A 17,777-nucleotide genomic window follows, 5' to 3' on the forward strand; every position below is an offset into this window, starting at 1 on the left:
GCACAAAAAATAGTCAAAATTGAATCGCACGAGGGTTCAGCATGACAGACTTACTGACTGCAGCACAGATGCGGGCGATCGAACAAGCGGCCATTGAGTCCGGTGAGGTGACCGGTCTTGAGCTGATGGAACGGGCTGGGCAGGGTGTTGTCGAGGCGATTTTCGAGGAGTGGCCAGAGTTGGACAAGCGAGGGGCCAGCCCCTCGCGTTCCCTGACGTATCCGCGGCCAGATGAAGAGGATCCGTTGCGGGCAGTTGTCTTGTGTGGGCCAGGAAACAACGGTGGGGACGGGTTCGTCGTGGCCAGGCTTTTGCGGGAGCAAGGGTGGGAAGTCGCGGTGTTTCTGTATGGCGACCTAGAGAAGCTGCCGCCGGATGCGCGGGTGAATTATGAGCGGTGGCTGGAGCTGGGTGAAGTTTCTAAGCTTACCCTGCCGACACCGACCAAACGTGAAGTTTCCAAGTTGGAGAAACACGCAGCCCGACCGTCAAGTTCGCAAGGCCCTGATTTGATATTGGATGCTTTGTTTGGAACAGGGCTAATACGTCCGATTGGTGGATTGAAACCTGCTCTTGCCAAGCTTCAGATAGGTTCAGAGGCGGATGCCGATCCGTGGTGGCCGCGCGTCGTTTCGGTCGACATTCCGTCTGGTCTTTGCGCTGATAGCGGTAGGATTCTGGGGGACGAAGGTGTAATTGTTGGCGCCCACCTAACAGTGACGTTTCATAGCAAAAAGCGTGGACATCTTCTGGACGTAGGGGCCCAGTTCTGTGGAAAGACCGTCATAGTTGACATTGGGCTGTCTTCACCAAGCGATCTCGGTTCGATCTCGCGCATGTCTTTGGCTGATCTGCATAGCGAGCGACGTTTGGGGAGAGTGCTGTCTCGATTGGTAGATGAAAGTGGATTGCCACAGAATCTCAGCAAGGCTTCGTTTGAGCACAAATACTCGCACGGCCACGCCTTGATCATGACCGGAGGCCCCGGCAAAACCGGTGCTGCGCGGCTGGCAGCGCGGGGGGCGCTGCGGATTGGGGCGGGGCTGGTGAATCTGGGCGTGCCTCCTGCGGCTCAGATGGAGGTTTCGGCGCAAGTGACGGCGGTCATGTTGCAGCGGGTCGAGAGCGCGGATGGTCTGTCGAAAATCCTAGAGGATGAGCGGCTGAACGCTTTGTGTCTCGGCCCCGGATTGGGGCTGGACCGTGCGCGCGATCTGGTGCCGGTTGCGTTGGCTGCGGAGCGGGCGACGGTTCTGGATGCTGACGCACTGACGGCTTTTGCGGATGATCCTGCAGCCCTGTTTGGGATGCTGCATGAAAACTGTGTTCTCACTCCGCATGGCGGCGAGTTTGCACGGTTGTTCCCGGACATTGCGGAAAAACTGAAAGCGGTTCCCATCAAGGGTCCGGCCTATTCCAAAGTGGACGCCACCCGAGAGGCTGCCAGGCGGGCAGGGTGCGTGGTTCTGTTCAAGGGGCCCGATACCGTGATTGCGGATTCGAACGGGCGATGCTCAGTGAATTCGGCCGTCTATGAACGTGCGGCGCCCTGGTTGGCGACAGCCGGGGCCGGCGACGTGTTGGCGGGGTTTATCACCGGGTTGCTGGCGCGGCGGTTCTCGCCTTTGCAGGCGGCGGAAACTGCGGCATGGCTGCATGTGGAATGTGCGCGATCTTTCGGGCCGGGGTTGATCGCTGAAGATTTGCCCGAACAGTTGCCACGGGTTTTGCGGGAAGTGGGTTCTTAATCGCCTCGGCGAAAATCCGCCGCTGCAGTATTCGATGTCCCAAAATGAGCGTATGATGAAATTCAGGTCAGGCGTCAGTATTGCGGCAAGCGGTCTGGGTGACTTGGATGACATATATTCTATCGTTTTGAAGTAGATCAAATTAACACCCTTCAGCTGCGGTTATATTCGCACAAGATGCGCGAGCTGAATGGGCCCGAGACAGGGGATCATAGAGAAATCGCGCACAAGCGAGCAGTGCCCGTAAATGGATCCATTATGGTGAATGACTATGACCCAGAAAGTATCGATAAGCACGATTGCGACTTGTCTGACCGCTGCATCGGCCATCCCAGCAGCGGCAGAGCTTAGATATAACAACAACAGCGGCGGTTATGTTGAGCTGTATGGCCAGTTTAACCCCGTAATTGTCTCGGTTGACGACGGGGATGAGACGGAAACCCGTTTGCTGGACAATGATCTGTCCAACAGCCGTGTAGGGCTGTTTTTGATGCAACCCTACGGTAGCAATGAGTTTACCTTCCGGTTCGAATCCGGTCTGGGCCTGCCGAGCACGGGGAGCGCCAACCAGGATGGGACAAATGCCGATGGTTGGAACCGTGAAGATATTCGGCACGTCGATTTTGCGCTGAAGGGGGGCTTTGGTAAGTTCTCTGCCGGGCAGGGCAGCATGGCCTCGGACGGGGCGGCAGAATCCGATCTGTCCTATGTTGGTACCGCGCTCTATTCCTTTACCAACGATGAGAATGGCGCATTTTTCTTCCGTGAGGCTGATGGTATGCTCAGCGGCATTACCGTTGGTGACACCTCTGATAACTTCGATGGATCACGGCGCGGGCGCATTCGCTATGACACGCCGGATTTCAATGGGTTTTCAGCAGCCATAGCCTATGGTCAAAACATCCTGTCCAGCAGCGATGACGATGATTACTACGATGTGTCGGTGTCCTATGGAAATACCTTATCCAACGGGGTGGAGATTGCTGCATCCCTCGCCTACGCCGTGCGCGATTACGATAGCAGATCCGGGGAGAGAAAAGACACAATCGGGTCCGCCTCGGTTCTGCTGCCCAGTGGTTTCAGCGTAACCGCAGCTTTGGGTACAAGAGATGACACTTCCAGCGGTGCCAGTGACCCGAATTATTGGTATGCGAAGCTTGCGTATGAAGACGATTGGGTGTCATGGGGTAAGACTGGTATCGGCATCGACTATTTCGACGGATCTGATTTCTCGATCGACGGCTCGAGTACTAAGGCCTGGGGTATCGCTGTGGTACAGCGCATCGACAGTATTAATACCGATGCCTACTTGAAATACCGTAACCATGATTTTGATGACACCACGAGTTTCGATGACAACGAGGCTTGGGTGCTGGGTGCGCGCTGGAAGTTCTGATCCCGCGAACAATTCCTCAAGAACGCTCCGGCCAGGTCCGGGGCGTTTTTTTGGTCAAATCGGCGGCAAAACAAGGCTGATCCGGGCTTTGCCCCTTGCACGCGGGCGGCTGGGCAAATAGAAGGCCTCAAATTTGCCCGGCGCGCCGTTTTGCGCGCCCCGAATCCTATGGGGACTACCATAATGCAGGTTACCGAGACGCTGAACGAAGGTCTGAAACGCGGCTATAACATTGTCGTATCCGCAGCTGAGCTGGACGACAAAGTTAACGAGAAACTGGTCGAAGCACAGCCTGAAGTCGAGATGAAGGGCTTCCGCAAAGGCAAGGTACCGATGGCACTGTTGAAAAAGCAGTTTGGTCAGCGTCTGCTTGGCGAGGCGATGCAAGAAAGCATCGACGGTGCAATGAACCAGCATTTCGAAGACAGCGGTGAGCGTCCGGCACTTCAGCCTCAGGTGAAGATGACCAATGAGGATTGGAAAGAAGGCGACGACGTACATGTCGAGATGTCTTATGAGGCCCTGCCTGCCATCCCTGAGGTCGACTTGAAATCGGTTGAATTGGAAAAGCTGGTTGTCAAAGCCGATGACGCGGCCGTTGAAGAAGCGCTGGGCAACCTGGCTGAAACCGCGCAGGATTTCAAATCCCGCCGCAAAGGCTCGAAAGCCAAGGACGGCGACCAGATTGTGTTCGATTTTGTCGGCAAGGTTGATGGCGAAGAGTTCGAGGGCGGATCCGCTGAAGACTATCCGTTGGTTCTGGGTTCCAACAGCTTCATCCCCGGTTTCGAAGAGCAGCTGGTTGGCGTAAAGGCCGAGGAAGAAAAAGACGTAAACGTCACCTTCCCCGAAGAGTACGGTGCCGAGCATCTGGCCGGCAAAGACGCTGTGTTTACTTGCACCGTCAAGGATGTGAAAGAACCCGTCGCCGCCGAGATCAACGATGAGCTGGCCACCAAATTTGGTGCAGAAGACTTGGAAGCGCTGAAAGGCCAGATTTCAGAACGTCTGGAAGCGGAATATAGCGGTGCTTCGCGGGCAGTGATGAAGCGTGCTCTGCTGGACGCATTGGACGTGAAGGTTTCGTTTGATCTGCCACCGTCGCTGGTAGATGCCGAGGCCAAGCAGATCGCACACCAGCTGTGGCACGAAGAAAACCCGGAAGTGGAAGGCCACGACCACGATGAGATCGAGCCGACTGACGAGCACAACAAGTTGGCCGAACGCCGCGTGCGTCTTGGCCTGTTGCTGGCCGAGCTGGGCCAGAAGGCCGAAGTTGAAGTCACCGATGCCGAGATGACCCAAGCGATCATGAACCAGGCGCGCCAATACCCTGGTCAGGAACGCCAGTTCTTTGAGTTCGTGCAGCAGAACGCTCAGATGCAGCAGCAACTGCGCGCGCCGATCTTCGAAGACAAAGTCATCGACTATATCGTCGAGCTGGCCCAGGTTGCGGATAAAGAAGTCAGCAAAGACGACCTGCAGAAAGCCGTAGAGGCATTGGAAGAGGAGTAATCCTCTTCTGCCCATAGAATTCTTATGGGCACAAAAAACGGAGCCGTCTGAAAAAGACGGCTCCGTGTGGGTGGCTTTATGCTATGAGGTGAGGGGGTCAGGCCTCATGAGCAAAAGCACGGGGGGTCCTTAGCAGAGCAGTTTTCTGCTCTGGGGTGAACCGATCCGAAACTGCTTCGATCAGGTTCAATACAGCTTCGGTTTCGGCTTTTGTGGTTGCCGAATTCATCTGTTCGACAAAGTATTTTTCCATCTGGCTTAGTGGTTGGTGGTCGTAATTCGCCACACCTGTATCTGCCGGTGTTTTGTTTCTGGCATACTGATCTATTGCCTGCTCGTCAGTCAGGAATACATCGTGAGCGATGTTCGCATATTCCCGAATTCCGGAAATTCTCTCATCTGAGCAGTCCATCAAAGCGGCCATGGCTACGACTTTACCCATGGGCTTAGCACTGCCGAGGTAGTCATAAGGCGCGTTACCGGACCTTTGCAGAACGCGGTTCATAACTGGATCAATCACCGCGATCGAGTCAAGAACGCCAGCCGCTTTGGCATATTCGAAAGAGCCAATCATAACTTCGCTGGTCACATAGGATACAGAATTTTCACCGCGCCCTCGGCCCAGTTTTTTAGTATCGACACAGAACCGGGTGGCTTCCCAGACTTGCGCGCTCCGAATTGGAGGTTCTCCATCCAAGATCGAATGGAAAACATCGGACAGCATATGCGGTCCTTTGGTTTGCAGTAGTCTCATGCACCCGACAACGTCCCCCTCGTCGTCGATGCTGACTACATGTGCTGGATGCAGATCATCGAAGTGGTCGCGCTCGCGCCCATCCTCAATATTGACCTCCCAACCAAGGCGATCGCCGAAAACACGAGCGCGCAGTTTGAACATGTCATCCAAGACATCTTTGAACTTATGTTGATTAATACCATCAATAACGATGATCATTTCCATCCCCCTACAGTCTGGTTACCGTAGGGATTAGGTTAACCAAGAAATAAGCGCAGACTATTAGGGATTTCCCGTAGAAGTGCTTTTTTTTTGATTAACCAGGGGCAATTAGGCCCAGGCCGATCGCACGACCAATAGCCTGTGAGGTGGTCAGTGCGCCCAACTTTTCACGCCCGGACCGCATATGAACTTCGACGGTACGGTGTGAAATAGACAAAATATCACCGATATCTTGTTGCGACTTTCCATCAGCTACCCATTGGAGGATTTCCTGTTCGCGTGTGGACAGCGTGGGCAGGTAAAGAGCTTTGGCCAGCAAGCCGGATTGCATAACAGTATCGTGGGCTTGAACGGCAGCAAGTTGCAGATCACCCATGACATGTTTCTTTAGCTTATCCCATTCGGAATCCGAACAGTCCCGGGTAACGTTTAACAGTCCGCATTCACCATAAGGTCCACGAACAGGAACTGTTAACCCTCTGGAACTAATGCCAAAATCATGGGCGTCACGGAACACCGCGTTGAACTTCTCGTCCTGATCAAAGCGTCCCCAATCAACGGGTGCAATGCTTAGGACAGATTGATAAAGCGTCGGATCGAAGTGATGAAAGCCCTGGCTGCCATAGTGGATTTTCCACTCATCAGGATAGTTTGCATAGCCCTGCACATCACCTTTCACAGGGTTAAAGGTGGCATAAGACGCATAGTCGAAGCCAAGCTCTTCGCAGACGGCGTTTATAACGTCAGCGGCCGACTTCTCTGTGTGGTCGACCGCGGCCAAATCTATAAGTTTCACCTGTCCAACCCTTGTGGCGGCATATCTCTCCCCCAAGACATGCCAGACTTGTCCTTAGGGGTATACGTTGCGTCAACCACAGGGCATTGTGCAAGCAAATTGTTCGCCTTGTGTAGTCATATTGCGATGTAATGGCAACAGAATGGTCCGAAACAGCATGTCTCAGATGATTCGTTTCGGGGTAAATCCGGTTATTCCGGACGTAGCCCTGTTTCGACCAGCATCCCACGTGCCTTGGCTTCGGGATAGAACCCTTTTGCGTAAAGGAATACGGCGCGTTGCTGGTCGCCGTCGGACAATAGCCAAGCGCCCCGCAGATATTTCCCGGCAAATTCGAGATTTGTGTCTGCATCCAAAAGGCCTTTGGCGTTTCCAGTATATCCCATTGAACGAGCTGTGGCTGGCAGGATTTGCAGCAAGCCATAATAGGGCCGATTCACAGCCCAAGGTCGGTGGGTGCTTTCGCGAATTGCTAGCTTGTGCACCAGTTCGCGCGGCACTTCGTAGTGGTCGGCCCATTTGTTTATGGAGGCCCGCAGTTCCGGTGTTTCGTTGGGATAGAGCGGAGGATCAAACGTGTTCTGGGTTGGGGTATCGGGCCCTCCGCACGCCGCAAAGGGTGCAATTAACAATAATGCCAATACACTGCGGCGCAGAAGAAATGTCATTGATCGTCTCCGAATAGTTATTATGCGATGATAGGAAACCTATTGATGACCGCAAGCAAAGGCCGGGGCCCAAGCTGGATTTCGCCGGGCGGAGGCATAAAAAAGGCCGCACAGATCGTGCGGCCTTTCTTGTTCAATTCGAAACCCGAGGATCAGGCTTTAGCTTCGTCTTCTTCGGCCGAAGCATCCTGAGCAACCAGATCGTCGTCGTCGGAAGCGGCGGACCCGATATCGTCGAACAGCTCGGCGATTTCGAATTCTGCGGCGGCTTCTTCTTCGGCGGCCAGTTCCTGAATCGATTTGCCAGATGCCTGTAGTTCGGCTTCTTCTTGCGAACGAGCAACGTTCATTTCGATTTTCACTTCAACCTCGGGGTGCAGTTTAACTGCGACTGTGTGCAGACCCAGGTCCTTGATCGGTGCGATCAAGGCAATCTGCTTCTTGTCGACAGTGAAACCTGCTTCGGTAGCGGCGTCTGCGGCGTCACGCGGGGTGACCGATCCGTACAGTGCGCCGGCATCCGAGGCCGAGCGAATCACGATGAATTGCTGTCCGTCCAGCTTTTCAGCCAGCGCTTCAGATTCTTTCTTGGATTCCAGGTTGCGGGCTTCAAGCTGCGCTTTCTGGGCTTCGAACGACGCGATGTTGGCGTCCGATGCGCTCAGCGCTTTGCCCTGAGGCAACAGGAAGTTGCGGGCATAACCGGACTTGACGTCAACGACGTCGCCCATCTGACCCAGTTTCGCAACGCGTTCCAGCAGGATAACTTGCATGTCAGTATCTCCTTACTTAACGGCGTAGGGCAGCAGGGCGAGGAAGCGGGCGCGCTTGATAGCACGGGCCAGTTCACGCTGCTTTTTCGCCGAAACGGCGGTGATGCGCGAAGGTACAATCTTGCCACGCTCAGAGATGTAACGCTGCAGCAGACGAGTGTCTTTATAGTCGATCTTCGGCGCGTTCTCACCCGAGAACGGGCAGACCTTGCGGCGGCGGAAAAATGGTTTTGCGGCCATGGTTTAGTGTCCTTTCTTCAGGCGTTAATCAACGGCGCTCGCGGCGGCCTTCGCGCTCGTCGCGCTTCTGCATCTGGACCGAAGGGCCCTCGTTGTGCTCGTCGACCTTGATGGTCAGAACGCGCATAACGTCGTCATGCAGGCGCATCAGGCGTTCCATTTCCTGAACGGCGCCAGCGGGAGCGTCGGTCTTGAGGAAGGAATAGTGACCCTTGCGGTTCTTGTTGATCTTGTAGGCCATCGTCTTGACGCCCCAGTACTCGCTGTCGATGACGTTGCCGCCATTGTCAGCCAGAACGGTGCCGAAATGTTCGACGAGGCTTTCTGCCTGCGCGTTGGACAAATCCTGACGCGCGATCATTACATGCTCATATAGTGGCATGTGCACTCCTGTTTCTATCAAGGCGCATTTCATAGGCGGGGCCGTTTCGTCCTTCGCGACCCTGCCACGAGAGGCTGCGCGATTCATATCGTTTGCGAAGGATGGCCCGATATACACGTTTGTACGCTGGGGGCAAGGCCTGCCACAGATGCCTTTGTGAAGTCGCGCTATTTCCTCTGCGCTGCCCAATTCCTGACGCTTTTCGGCTCAAAGTTGTTTTGTATACCGGAAATTAACCGGACTGACAAAAGTTGGAACGGCAACCTGAGAAACAGGGTACTGAAAATGACCGCGATTAACACAAATACCTTCGAGAAATCCGCCACAGGCGTAAGTTTTGAAAAGTCAGTGCCGGTGCTCATTAGCTTTGCACCAAATTGGAAAGCTCGGATGGTTCTGGCCCGTGTGGCTGGTGCGCTACTGATAGTTTCTGCCTTTTCCATGTGGTTGATGCCCAGCACGGCAATGGCCGCTGAAGTCTGGCCGATCAAATTGGCGGCTTCTCTGATGTTCCTTCTGGTAGGTGTCAGCCTTCTGACCATCGAAGTTCTGGACGCGCGTCCTGATGCGTATTTTGACCCGATCCGCCGCGAGGTCCGGGTATTGCAAAAGAATGAAAATGGCCGCCCGCAGACAGTTTTGCGCCGGAGCTATGACAGCCTGGGTGGTGCCCGTTTCATTGAAGACCAGATCGAGTTGTTCGATGTGGACGGCAGCTTGTTGATGAAATTGCCGCTTGAATCGGCGGATGTCAGCCGAGCGCTCAAAGGTCAACTTAGCGGAAGTGTAACAATTTTCGCCTGAGTTTTATTCTGTTCAATTAAGAACAGATATTGTGAAATAATATTACTTGTGTGCTGCCCTAGGGCAGCACATTTTCGTTGTCGAGCAACCCAAGAGGTTTGCATCTACAAAATTGCGGAGATTATCATGAAATCCACCCTTCTTGCAGCAGCGCTCGCGGTTTCGGCCACAACGGCATTTGCCGGCGCCGAAAAATACGTTCTGGACTCAAGCCACAGCCAGGTTCTTTTCAGCTATAACCACCTTGGCTTCTCGACCACCCATGGCATGTTCTCGGGGTTTGAAGGCGAGATCATGTTCGATCAGGAAAACCCGGCTGCATCCAGTGTTACAGTATCCATGCCAGTGGTTGAGATGATTACCGGTTGGAAGCCACGTGAAGACCACTTTATGTCCGAGGATTTCTTTGGTGTGACCGAAGGAGAAATGGTGACCTTTACTTCTACTGGTATCGAAGTCACGGGCGAAAACACTGCCAACATCACTGGCGATCTGACTATGAACGGCGTGACCAAATCGGTTGTTCTGGATGCCAAGCTGAACCAGGTGGGTGAACATCCTATGGCAGGAAAGCCCTGGGCCGGTTTCGACGCAACCACCACCTTGGTACGTAGTGAGTTCGACCTTGGTCAATTTGCGCCATTCGTGAGCGACGAAGTTGAACTTCAGATTTCAGTCGAAGCCCAGAAGGCCGACTAATACCATTACAACGAGTTGAAACGAGGCCGCCGGAATAACCCTTCGGCGGCCCATTTTCTTAGTTGCCACGTTTTGCTGAAAGATCAACTGATACTGTAACAGCAAAACCCAGCGAATCCTCGGTCGACTGCGAAGTGCCGATGTCGAAATCCAGCCGGTTCAGTTCAAGCTGTCCTGAAATAGCTGCGCTGTCATCCTGAAGGTCGAGAGTAAATGGCAACACTACGTCCACACTCTTGTCGCGAATGGTCAACGCGCCGCGCGCTTCGTACCCGTCCTCAGTTTTGAAGAGATCAGCTTTGAATTGAGCGGTTGGAAATTGCGCACTGTCGAAGAAATCAGCACCCATTGCCTGATCTGTGACTGTCCCGAGCTTGAGCGACGTTATCGCGATTGTGACATCTGCTGATCCGGCTAAGCCCGGCGTGGGCGGATCTTCGAAAGCGATTGCAGCGGTCCAATCGGAAAAGCTGCCGGTTACCGGGCTGCCCAGCTGGGTGATGGTAATGCTTAGATTGCCTTCCTGGACGTTCCAGTCGGACTGTACCTGGGTCAGTTCTGCGACCTCTGTGCTAGCTGTAGATTGGTGGTCAAACGCGCCGATTGACCATCCTCCGACCAGAACGGCACCCCAAATGGCCAAAGAGGCCAATGCGGGCGTCATTGAATGGCTTTGCTCTGGCGGTTCCGGTGCATCCGAGGCGCCCGGCATCATTCGACGCAGCGTGCTGTCTTTGTCGATAATGTGGTGTTTTAGCGCTCCGGTGACGTGCAGCGCGACTGACCCGGCCAGTGTCCAGACGAACAGCCAATGCAGGCTTCCGGTCAGCTCTGCCAGAAACTCGGATTTTGGTATAAGGGGTAGGTCCTGTCCGAAGGGCCACAAAATCGGAGCGAAACCTTCGGCGGCAGCGTGATGGGTCCAACCGGTCAGTGGGGCCAGAACCAAAGATGCGTAAAGCAGCCAATGCACGGTTTCAGCTGCAAAGGCCTCGGGCTTGTTCTCGGCGTTCAATAGGCCGGGTTTGGTCTGCGTTATCGCCCACAAGATACGCGCGAGCGCGACGAAGAAAACAGTGATCCCGACGGTTTTATGGAGAGAAAAAAGGCTGGCGGCGCGTGCAATGTCATCTTCGGTTGTGGCTATTGCAGGATCGTAAATCGCATGGGCCAATCCGTTGGCGACCCACCCCAGAGGGAATGCGGTGAAGATAAGTAACGCGGTCAGCCAGTGAAAAGTTTTGGTTACGCTTCCATAGCTTGAGAAGGTGTTTGACGAAGGCATCTGAGGCTCCGGAAGGTGGATCGTATGCAACAACCTACCGCTACAAGCCTAGGACACAATAGCAAGGGATGCACAGAGCCGGTGCCAAAGTGCAGAGATCAGGCAAAGCTTGTGCCGCGCGGTCTGTCGGTTTACACCCCGCGGCAACCTAACGTCATCCAAGAGGTTGCAATGACACGCGCATTTGTTTTCCCGGGGCAAGGTGCCCAGACTATCGGTATGGGTAAGGCTCTGGCCGAGGCCTATCCGGCTGCACAGGCTGTATTCGACGAGGTGGACGAGGCGCTCGGGGAAAAGCTGAGCGATCTGATCTGGGAAGGTGATATTGCGGACCTGACCCTAACCCAGAACGCGCAGCCAGCGCTAATGGCGACCTCGATGGCTGCGATGCGAGCCCTGGAGGCCAATGGGATTTCGATTGCGGATGCTGGTTTTGTCGCTGGGCATTCGCTGGGGGAATACTCCGCGCTCGCTGCGGCAGGGGCATTGTCGGTCGCTGATACGGCGCGCCTTTTGCGCACCCGCGGGCAAGCGATGCAGAGTGCGGTTCCCGTTGGAGAGGGCGCAATGGCCGCTATTCTTGGATTGGATCTTGATGCTGTGCGCGCTGTTGCAGACCAAGCTGCGCAGGGTCAAGTTTGTCAGGCTGCCAATGACAATGATCCCACACAAGTCGTGGTATCAGGCGCAAAGGCTGCCGTGGAACGCGCCGCCGAAATCGCCAAAGAAAAAGGCGCCAAGCGCGCGGTCATGTTGCCCGTCAGCGCACCTTTCCACTGTGCATTGATGCAACCTGCCGCTGATGTCATGGCCGAAGCCCTGGCAAATGTCGAAATCAAAGCTCCTGCCGTGCCATTGATTGCCAATGTGCGGGCCGAGGCTGTCACAGATCCCGATCTGATCCGTGGGTTGCTGATCGAGCAGGTCACAGGTTCGGTTCGCTGGCGCGAAAGCGTATTGTACATGGTTGCGCAAGGCGTGAGTGAAACTTGGGAAATCGGGGCGGGCAAAGCTCTGTCCGGTATGATTCGCAAAATTGACCGTGCGATCGTTGGTAAAGCTGTCGGTACGCCTGATGACGTGCAGAATGTGACACAGGCCGAATCGTAAGACACCGAGCATCAAGAGGAAAACCGAATGTTTGATTTGACAGGTAAGAATGCACTGATCACCGGTGCATCGGGCGGGATCGGTGGCGAAGTTGCGCGAAGTTTGCATGCGGCCGGTGCAACTGTGGCTTTGTCTGGAACGCGAGTTGAGCCGCTACAGGCTCTGGCCGACGAATTGGGTGAACGCGCCCATGTTCTGCCCTGCAACCTGAGTGATGCCGAGGCGGTGACAGCCCTTCCGAAGCAGGCTGCTGAGGCAATGGGATCGGTTGATATCCTGGTGAATAATGCCGGGATCACGCGAGACAATCTGTTCATGCGTATGTCCGATGAAGAATGGCAGAGCGTGATCGACGTCAACCTGACATCTACTGCCCGGCTGTGCAAAGGTGTTTTGAGGGGCATGATGAAAGCGCGCTGGGGCCGGATCATTAATATCTCATCGGTGGTGGGTGCGACAGGGAACCCGGGTCAGGCCAACTATGCTGCATCCAAAGCAGGCATGGTGGGCATGACCAAATCGTTGGCCTATGAGGTTGCCAGCCGTGGAATCACCGCCAATGCGGTGGCACCCGGTTTCATTACGACTGCGATGACCGACAAACTGACCGAGGATCAGAAATCTGGGATTTTGACGCAGGTTCCTGCCGGTCGCATGGGTGACCCCTCGGAAATTGCTGCGGCTGTGCTGTATCTTGCAAGTGCCGAAGCCGGATATGTTACCGGAACCACCTTGCATGTGAACGGCGGTATGGCCATGTTGTGAGCGCGGATCGAGGTGGGCGCGAAAGCGTTTGCCTCGGGCGTTGTCTGTGTTATAGGCGGCGCACATATGCAGGGGCTGGCCGGATGGTCAACCTTCTACTTACCCGGTAATCGGGGACCTAAACCGCCCAGAACGGGCACATCAAGGCCAGCCTGAGCGGGCAAGGGCAGAACCGGGCACTATGCCCTGAAATGAAATGAGGAATAGACATGAGCGACGTCGCAGATCGCGTTAAAAAGATCGTTGTTGAGCACTTGGGTGTTGAAGAAGATAAAGTGACCGAAAACGCGTCCTTCATCGACGATCTGGGTGCAGACAGCCTGGACACTGTTGAGCTGGTTATGGCCTTCGAAGAAGAGTTCGGCATCGAGATTCCTGATGACGCAGCCGAAACCATCCAAACTTTTGGCGACGCCGTCAAATTCATCTCTGAAGCGTCTTAAGACCTTCTTTATCCGCTAAAACGGCGCTTCCGGGCAACGGAGGCGCCGTTTTTTTTGTCCAGCCGGAATTCGCGCTTGCCAGATAGCTATTGACCCGCAACCATTTACGCGAGGCAGGAAATTCTGAGCGGGCAGGGCATGCTACGATCCACCCCGATGATAAATACGGCACGTCTGATGCTTTGCGCTATGCGTCCCGACGACTTTAGTCGTTACGCTGAGATTTGGCGGAACCCTTGTGTTGTGCGCCATCTTGGCCGGGAACCACTATCGCGGGGCGAAGCGTGGGAATCCTTTCTGAGGAATGCCGGCCACTGGCAGATGGCCGGTTTTGGCCAATGGGCCGTCTTTCGACAGTCGAATCGTCAGATGATAGGTCAAGCTGGCTTTTTCTATCGTAACCGAGGGTTAGGCGACGACTTCGACAGCTTTCCCGAGGCCGGATGGCTATTGGCACCAGAAGCCCAGGGGCAGGGATTTGGTTTTGAAGCGGCACAGGCCGCACATGATTGGTTTGACAGAATTATGCCTGGACCACTGGTTTCCCTGATTGATGCTGAAAACCACGCGTCGCAGAATCTGGCGGCAAAGCTGGGTTATGAGCTCATGGCCGAGCGCGACTATATGGGAAGTCAGGTGAACCTGCTGAAAAGAAACGGGCCGCCCAAACTGGCTTAACCTTTCTCCTTGATCGTGCCGCAAATTGCCTTTGGTTTGCCGAAACTGGAAATTCTCGCCGATAGGGTTGAGGGTATGGTATCCTCTATTGACGTTGCGATTGAGCGGAGGAGCAAGCTCATGAGGATTTACCCTACGATGGAACTGCAGAACGGCCGCTGTGTCACACTGGACAAGGGTCGTCTGGATGAGGCCATGATTTGGCACGTGAATCCCGCAGAAACGGCACGCAGTTGGGCCGATGCTGGAGCCGAGTGGATGCACTTGACCGATTTTGACGCGATTGAAGGGCGCGATACCAATTCGGAGTTGGTTGAAGAGATCATCCGTTCTGCCGAAATCCCTGTGCAGTTGGCAGGTGGTATGAGAACGCGCGAGCAAGTCGAGCACTGGATCGACAAGGGCGCAGGCCGGATTGTTATCGGCACTATGGCTGCGTGGGATCCAAATCTTGTGAAAGAATTGGCCAAACTCTATCCGGACCAAATCGTTCTGGCCGTAGACGTTTGGCAAGGCTTAGTGATGACCGACGGTTGGCGTAGTCAAAGTGCGTTTACACCAGAGGCCTTTATCGAAGCGTTTTCAGAAACGCCGTTTGCGGCAATTCTGGTCACTGATATCGATAGCGACATGGAAGACGTTGAGGCACAGCTGGGCCTGATCTCGGGGCTGGCAGAGACATCTCGCACACCGATCATCGCAAGCGGTGTGGTCCGCACGACAGATGATATCTCGCGGTTGGCTTATATCCCGAATATTTCGGGCGCCTTGGTTGGCCGCGCGCTGTTCAGAAAGACGCTCGAGCTTTCAGATGCGCTGAATGTTGCCAGCACAGCGCACGAACCGGTTGCGGCGTTTCAGTAAGATTTCTTCCAAAACAACAGGTTCCGCCCTTTCATGTCCAGTGAAAGGGCGGGCTTTCATCTGGCCAGGAGCCGCATTGCAAGAGTGTATACTGTAGATGTTCCGCTCAATCTGCTTGTATGATGATTGCGCCTTGCTCTTGCCCCCGCACCCCGGCCCGGGGTATGAGCGTTTCTCAAACAGGAAGCAGGCAAGAGGCATTTTATGCGCAGAGTCGTTGTAACCGGTCTTGGGTTGGTCACTCCATTGGCCAGCGGGGTCGAGGAAACATGGTCGCGGTTGCTGGATGGGGAATCCGGTGCAGGCCCGATCACGCAATTTGATGCTGAGGCAAGTGGGGTCACCACAACGTATGCCTGCGAAGTTCCGCGAGGCGACGGCACCGACGGGACGTTCAATCCTGACGACTGGATGCCGCCGAAAGAGCAGCGCAAGATCGAAGACTTCATTCTGTACTCGATTGCAGCTGCTGAAATGGCCTGCAAGGATTCCGACTGGCTGCCCGAGGATGAAGAGGCGCGTTTGCGCACTGGTGTTCTTATCGGTTCAGGTATCGGTGGGCTGGGCTCCATTGCAGCAACGGCTAACCTGATCCGTGACAAGGGCCCTCGACGGGTGTCGCCTTTCTTTATTCCAGGCGCGCTGATTAACCTGGCCTCGGGTCAGGTGTCGATCCGCCATGGATTCAAAGGCCCGAACCATTCGGTTGTGACTGCATGTTCGACCGGTGCTCACGCTATTGGTGACGCAAGCCGCATTATCCGTGCCGGTGACGCTGACGTAATGGTTGCCGGTGGTGGCGAAGGGTGCATTTGCGAAATCGGTATCGCTGGATTCAACGCTTGCAAGGCGCTGTCGACCAAATACGCGGATAACCCCAAAGCAGCCAGCCGCCCCTATGACGTCGACCGAGACGGTTTTGTCATGGGTGAAGGTTCGGGCATCGTTGTTCTGGAAGAGTACGAGCACGCAAAAGCGCGTGGCGCGAAAATCTATGCCGAAGTTCTGGGCTATGGCATGTCCGGTGATGCCTATCATATCACCGCACCCAGTGAGGACGGCGATGGCGCAGAGCGTTCTATGAACGCAGCGCTACGCAGCGCGGGGCTGGAGCCGAAGGACCTAGACTATATTAACGCGCATGGCACATCGACCATGGCCGATACCATTGAATTGGGTGCGGTCGAGCGTCTCCTGGGCGAGCATTCGGCGAATGTAACCATGAGTTCGACCAAATCGGCCACGGGCCATCTGTTGGGCGCTGCAGGCGCGATCGAAGCCATTTTCTCGATCCTCGCAATCCGCGATCAGGTTGCGCCACCGACGATCAATTTGGACAACCCAGCGGTCGAGACACCGATTGATCTGGCTCCGAATGCCAAGCGTGAGCGCAAGATTGATGTGGCGTTGTCAAACTCGTTTGGATTTGGCGGCACCAATGCAAGTGTGATCTTCGGAAAGGTCAGCTAAATGTGGCGCGCGATGGCCTCCAACATGCTGACCATCCTGGTGGTCGGCCTGTTTCTTGCCGGTGGACTGATTTTATGGGGGCAGGCGCGATACAAGAATGCGGGCCCTCTGGAAACTGCGATGTGTTTGCAGGTCGAACGTGGCTCGAACATGACGCAGGTCAGCCGACAGCTGGAGGATCAGGGCGCGATCAGCAGCGCTACTATATTCCGTATGGCGGCGGATTATACCGACAAGGCACCTCAGCTGAAGGCAGGCAGCTTTCTGGTCCGCGAGGGTGCTTCGATGGAGCAGATCATTGATGAGATTACGCGGAGCGGGGCCAGTACCTGCGGATCCGAGATTGAGTACCGGATCGGTGTAACCCGCATACAAACCCGTGTACGCGAATTGAACCCCGCAACATTGGACTTCGATGAAATCGCATCGTTCGATGTAGCGGAAGAAGAAATACCCGCGGCTTATACCCAAAAGCGCGAAGACTCAGACACACGGTACCGGGTCTCGATTGCTGAAGGTGTTACATCCTGGCAAGTGGTCGAGGGTCTTAAGCAGATCGACGCGTTGACGGGGGAAATCCCTGAAATACCGGCCGAAGGGGCGCTGGCACCGGACAGCTATGACATTGTGCGAGGTGCCGATCGGGCGGCAATCCTGCAGTCGATGCAGGATAAGCAGCAACTGCGCATTAACGCCGCCTGGGAAGGGCGGCAGGATGATTTGCCAATCAATACCCCCGAAGAGATGCTGATTTTGGCGTCAATCATCGAAAAGGAAACTGGTGTTCCGCATGAGCGTGGACAGGTCGCTAGCGTATTTGTAAACCGGCTTGAGCGAGGCATGAAGCTGCAGACGGACCCGACTGTAATCTATGGTGTCACCAAGGGGCAGGGCACGTTGGGCCGAGGCCTGCGCCGCAGCGAACTGCGCCGTGCAACGCCTTGGAACACTTATGTGATTGATGGGCTCCCGCCAACACCTATCGCAAATCCTGGTCTTGCAAGTCTTGAAGCCGCAGTTTCGCCCGAAGCGACTGATTTTGTTTTCTTTGTTGCAGATGGCACCGGCGGACATGCTTTTGCCGAGACACTGGATGAGCATAATCGAAACGTCGCCAAATGGCGTGAGATTGAGGCCGAGCGCCAAAGCACCGGAAATTAAAAAAGGCGCCGCTAATAGCGGC

19 protein-coding genes are annotated in these 17,777 nt (G+C 55.0%); 12 read left to right on the forward strand and 7 right to left on the reverse strand.

Annotated features, from left to right (window positions below; genetic code table 11):
• Nucleotides 1-41: 41 nt before the first annotated feature.
• From AC2FFF_RS03675 to tig, 3 genes are all read left to right on the forward strand, one after another.
• Entirely contained in the window at nt 42-1,748 is a 1,707-nt protein-coding gene (locus AC2FFF_RS03675; protein WP_281971912.1) for an NAD(P)H-hydrate dehydratase, read from the forward strand.
• A 271-nt stretch (nt 1,749-2,019) separates the two neighbouring features.
• The gene (locus tag AC2FFF_RS03680; protein ID WP_281971913.1) at nt 2,020-3,144 is read left to right on the forward strand and encodes a porin; all 1,125 of its coding nucleotides are present in this window, start codon (nt 2,020-2,022) and stop codon (nt 3,142-3,144) included.
• Nucleotides 3,145-3,327: 183 nt separating this feature from the next.
• Nucleotides 3,328-4,659: a trigger factor gene (gene tig / locus AC2FFF_RS03685; protein WP_271948081.1), complete on the forward strand. Its 1,332-nt coding sequence runs from the start codon at nt 3,328-3,330 to the stop codon at nt 4,657-4,659.
• 97 nt (nt 4,660-4,756) lie between these two features.
• On the opposite strand, the gene AC2FFF_RS03690 is transcribed toward tig, so the two are convergent.
• From AC2FFF_RS03690 to rpsF, 6 genes are all read right to left on the reverse strand, one after another.
• Nucleotides 4,757-5,614, reverse strand: coding sequence for an acyl-homoserine-lactone synthase (locus AC2FFF_RS03690; protein ID WP_281971914.1), 858 nt, complete (start codon nt 5,612-5,614; stop codon nt 4,757-4,759).
• A gap of 97 nt (nt 5,615-5,711) precedes the next feature.
• Nucleotides 5,712-6,413 (reverse strand): helix-turn-helix transcriptional regulator, encoded by a 702-nt coding sequence (locus AC2FFF_RS03695; RefSeq protein WP_185956601.1) that lies wholly within the window; start codon nt 6,411-6,413, stop codon nt 5,712-5,714.
• 191 nt (nt 6,414-6,604) lie between these two features.
• The gene (locus AC2FFF_RS03700; protein WP_271947649.1) at nt 6,605-7,081 is read right to left on the reverse strand and encodes a transglycosylase SLT domain-containing protein; all 477 of its coding nucleotides are present in this window, start codon (nt 7,079-7,081) and stop codon (nt 6,605-6,607) included.
• Between the two features lie 152 nt (nt 7,082-7,233).
• Complete coding sequence (gene rplI, locus AC2FFF_RS03705; RefSeq protein ID WP_142633139.1) at nt 7,234-7,854, reverse strand: 50S ribosomal protein L9; 621 nt, start codon at nt 7,852-7,854, stop codon at nt 7,234-7,236.
• 12 nt (nt 7,855-7,866) lie between these two features.
• Entirely contained in the window at nt 7,867-8,094 is a 228-nt protein-coding gene (rpsR, locus tag AC2FFF_RS03710; RefSeq protein ID WP_005608650.1) for a 30S ribosomal protein S18, read from the reverse strand.
• A 28-nt stretch (nt 8,095-8,122) separates the two neighbouring features.
• Nucleotides 8,123-8,476 (reverse strand): 30S ribosomal protein S6, encoded by a 354-nt coding sequence (gene rpsF / locus AC2FFF_RS03715; RefSeq protein ID WP_142633142.1) that lies wholly within the window; start codon nt 8,474-8,476, stop codon nt 8,123-8,125.
• A 285-nt stretch (nt 8,477-8,761) separates the two neighbouring features.
• On the opposite strand from rpsF, the gene AC2FFF_RS03720 reads away from it, so the two are divergent.
• Complete coding sequence (locus AC2FFF_RS03720) at nt 8,762-9,280, forward strand: hypothetical protein (protein ID WP_142633144.1); 519 nt, start codon at nt 8,762-8,764, stop codon at nt 9,278-9,280.
• A gap of 126 nt (nt 9,281-9,406) precedes the next feature.
• Nucleotides 9,407-9,979, forward strand: a complete 573-nt coding sequence (locus tag AC2FFF_RS03725; RefSeq protein WP_281971916.1) for a YceI family protein — start codon at nt 9,407-9,409, stop codon at nt 9,977-9,979.
• A 58-nt stretch (nt 9,980-10,037) separates the two neighbouring features.
• Here AC2FFF_RS03725 and AC2FFF_RS03730 read toward each other — a convergent pair whose 3' ends face one another.
• The gene (locus AC2FFF_RS03730) at nt 10,038-11,264 is read right to left on the reverse strand and encodes a cytochrome b/b6 domain-containing protein (protein WP_496750412.1); all 1,227 of its coding nucleotides are present in this window, start codon (nt 11,262-11,264) and stop codon (nt 10,038-10,040) included.
• A 171-nt stretch (nt 11,265-11,435) separates the two neighbouring features.
• On the opposite strand from AC2FFF_RS03730, the gene fabD reads away from it, so the two are divergent.
• The 7 genes from fabD to mltG all read left to right on the forward strand — a co-directional run bounded on the left by fabD (nt 11,436) and on the right by mltG (nt 17,755).
• On the forward strand, nt 11,436-12,374 hold the full coding sequence (fabD, locus tag AC2FFF_RS03735) for an ACP S-malonyltransferase (RefSeq protein WP_496691049.1): 939 nt from the start codon (nt 11,436-11,438) through the stop codon (nt 12,372-12,374).
• A gap of 27 nt (nt 12,375-12,401) precedes the next feature.
• Nucleotides 12,402-13,139: a 3-oxoacyl-[acyl-carrier-protein] reductase gene (gene fabG / locus AC2FFF_RS03740; RefSeq protein ID WP_496882851.1), complete on the forward strand. Its 738-nt coding sequence runs from the start codon at nt 12,402-12,404 to the stop codon at nt 13,137-13,139.
• 209 nt (nt 13,140-13,348) lie between these two features.
• Complete coding sequence (locus AC2FFF_RS03745; RefSeq protein WP_005982462.1) at nt 13,349-13,582, forward strand: acyl carrier protein; 234 nt, start codon at nt 13,349-13,351, stop codon at nt 13,580-13,582.
• A 177-nt stretch (nt 13,583-13,759) separates the two neighbouring features.
• On the forward strand, nt 13,760-14,260 hold the full coding sequence (locus AC2FFF_RS03750; RefSeq protein WP_496691339.1) for a GNAT family N-acetyltransferase: 501 nt from the start codon (nt 13,760-13,762) through the stop codon (nt 14,258-14,260).
• A gap of 120 nt (nt 14,261-14,380) precedes the next feature.
• Entirely contained in the window at nt 14,381-15,124 is a 744-nt protein-coding gene (locus AC2FFF_RS03755; RefSeq protein ID WP_496882852.1) for a 1-(5-phosphoribosyl)-5-[(5-phosphoribosylamino)methylideneamino]imidazole-4-carboxamide isomerase, read from the forward strand.
• A 204-nt stretch (nt 15,125-15,328) separates the two neighbouring features.
• On the forward strand, nt 15,329-16,594 hold the full coding sequence (fabF, locus tag AC2FFF_RS03760) for a beta-ketoacyl-ACP synthase II (protein WP_142633158.1): 1,266 nt from the start codon (nt 15,329-15,331) through the stop codon (nt 16,592-16,594).
• Nucleotides 16,595-17,755, forward strand: coding sequence for an endolytic transglycosylase MltG (gene mltG, locus AC2FFF_RS03765; protein ID WP_271947623.1), 1,161 nt, complete (start codon nt 16,595-16,597; stop codon nt 17,753-17,755). It abuts the gene before it with no gap.
• Nucleotides 17,756-17,777 lie beyond the last annotated feature (22 nt).

This window comes from Ruegeria sp. YTSA226, from assembly GCF_059609905.1.

Excerpts from the sequence above, each read along its gene's own strand:
- AC2FFF_RS03675 (WP_281971912.1), top strand. The coding sequence starts at position 42 with ATGACAGACTTACTGACTGCAGCACAGATGCGGGCGATCGAACAAGCG.
- tig (WP_271948081.1), top strand. The coding sequence starts at position 3,328 with ATGCAGGTTACCGAGACGCTGAACGAAGGTCTGAAACGCGGCTATAAC.
- fabF (WP_142633158.1), top strand. The coding sequence starts at position 15,329 with ATGCGCAGAGTCGTTGTAACCGGTCTTGGGTTGGTCACTCCATTGGCC.
- AC2FFF_RS03690 (WP_281971914.1), bottom strand. The coding sequence starts at position 5,614 with ATGATCATCGTTATTGATGGTATTAATCAACATAAGTTCAAAGATGTC.
- rpsR (WP_005608650.1), bottom strand. The coding sequence starts at position 8,094 with ATGGCCGCAAAACCATTTTTCCGCCGCCGCAAGGTCTGCCCGTTCTCG.
- rplI (WP_142633139.1), bottom strand. The coding sequence starts at position 7,854 with ATGCAAGTTATCCTGCTGGAACGCGTTGCGAAACTGGGTCAGATGGGC.
- AC2FFF_RS03700 (WP_271947649.1), bottom strand. The coding sequence starts at position 7,081 with ATGACATTTCTTCTGCGCCGCAGTGTATTGGCATTATTGTTAATTGCA.
- AC2FFF_RS03755 (WP_496882852.1), top strand. The coding sequence starts at position 14,381 with ATGAGGATTTACCCTACGATGGAACTGCAGAACGGCCGCTGTGTCACA.
- AC2FFF_RS03720 (WP_142633144.1), top strand. The coding sequence starts at position 8,762 with ATGACCGCGATTAACACAAATACCTTCGAGAAATCCGCCACAGGCGTA.
- AC2FFF_RS03750 (WP_496691339.1), top strand. The coding sequence starts at position 13,760 with ATGCTTTGCGCTATGCGTCCCGACGACTTTAGTCGTTACGCTGAGATT.
- fabD (WP_496691049.1), top strand. The coding sequence starts at position 11,436 with ATGACACGCGCATTTGTTTTCCCGGGGCAAGGTGCCCAGACTATCGGT.
- AC2FFF_RS03730 (WP_496750412.1), bottom strand. The coding sequence starts at position 11,264 with ATGCCTTCGTCAAACACCTTCTCAAGCTATGGAAGCGTAACCAAAACT.
- fabG (WP_496882851.1), top strand. The coding sequence starts at position 12,402 with ATGTTTGATTTGACAGGTAAGAATGCACTGATCACCGGTGCATCGGGC.
- AC2FFF_RS03680 (WP_281971913.1), top strand. The coding sequence starts at position 2,020 with ATGACCCAGAAAGTATCGATAAGCACGATTGCGACTTGTCTGACCGCT.
- AC2FFF_RS03745 (WP_005982462.1), top strand. The coding sequence starts at position 13,349 with ATGAGCGACGTCGCAGATCGCGTTAAAAAGATCGTTGTTGAGCACTTG.
- mltG (WP_271947623.1), top strand. The coding sequence starts at position 16,595 with ATGTGGCGCGCGATGGCCTCCAACATGCTGACCATCCTGGTGGTCGGC.
- rpsF (WP_142633142.1), bottom strand. The coding sequence starts at position 8,476 with ATGCCACTATATGAGCATGTAATGATCGCGCGTCAGGATTTGTCCAAC.
- AC2FFF_RS03725 (WP_281971916.1), top strand. The coding sequence starts at position 9,407 with ATGAAATCCACCCTTCTTGCAGCAGCGCTCGCGGTTTCGGCCACAACG.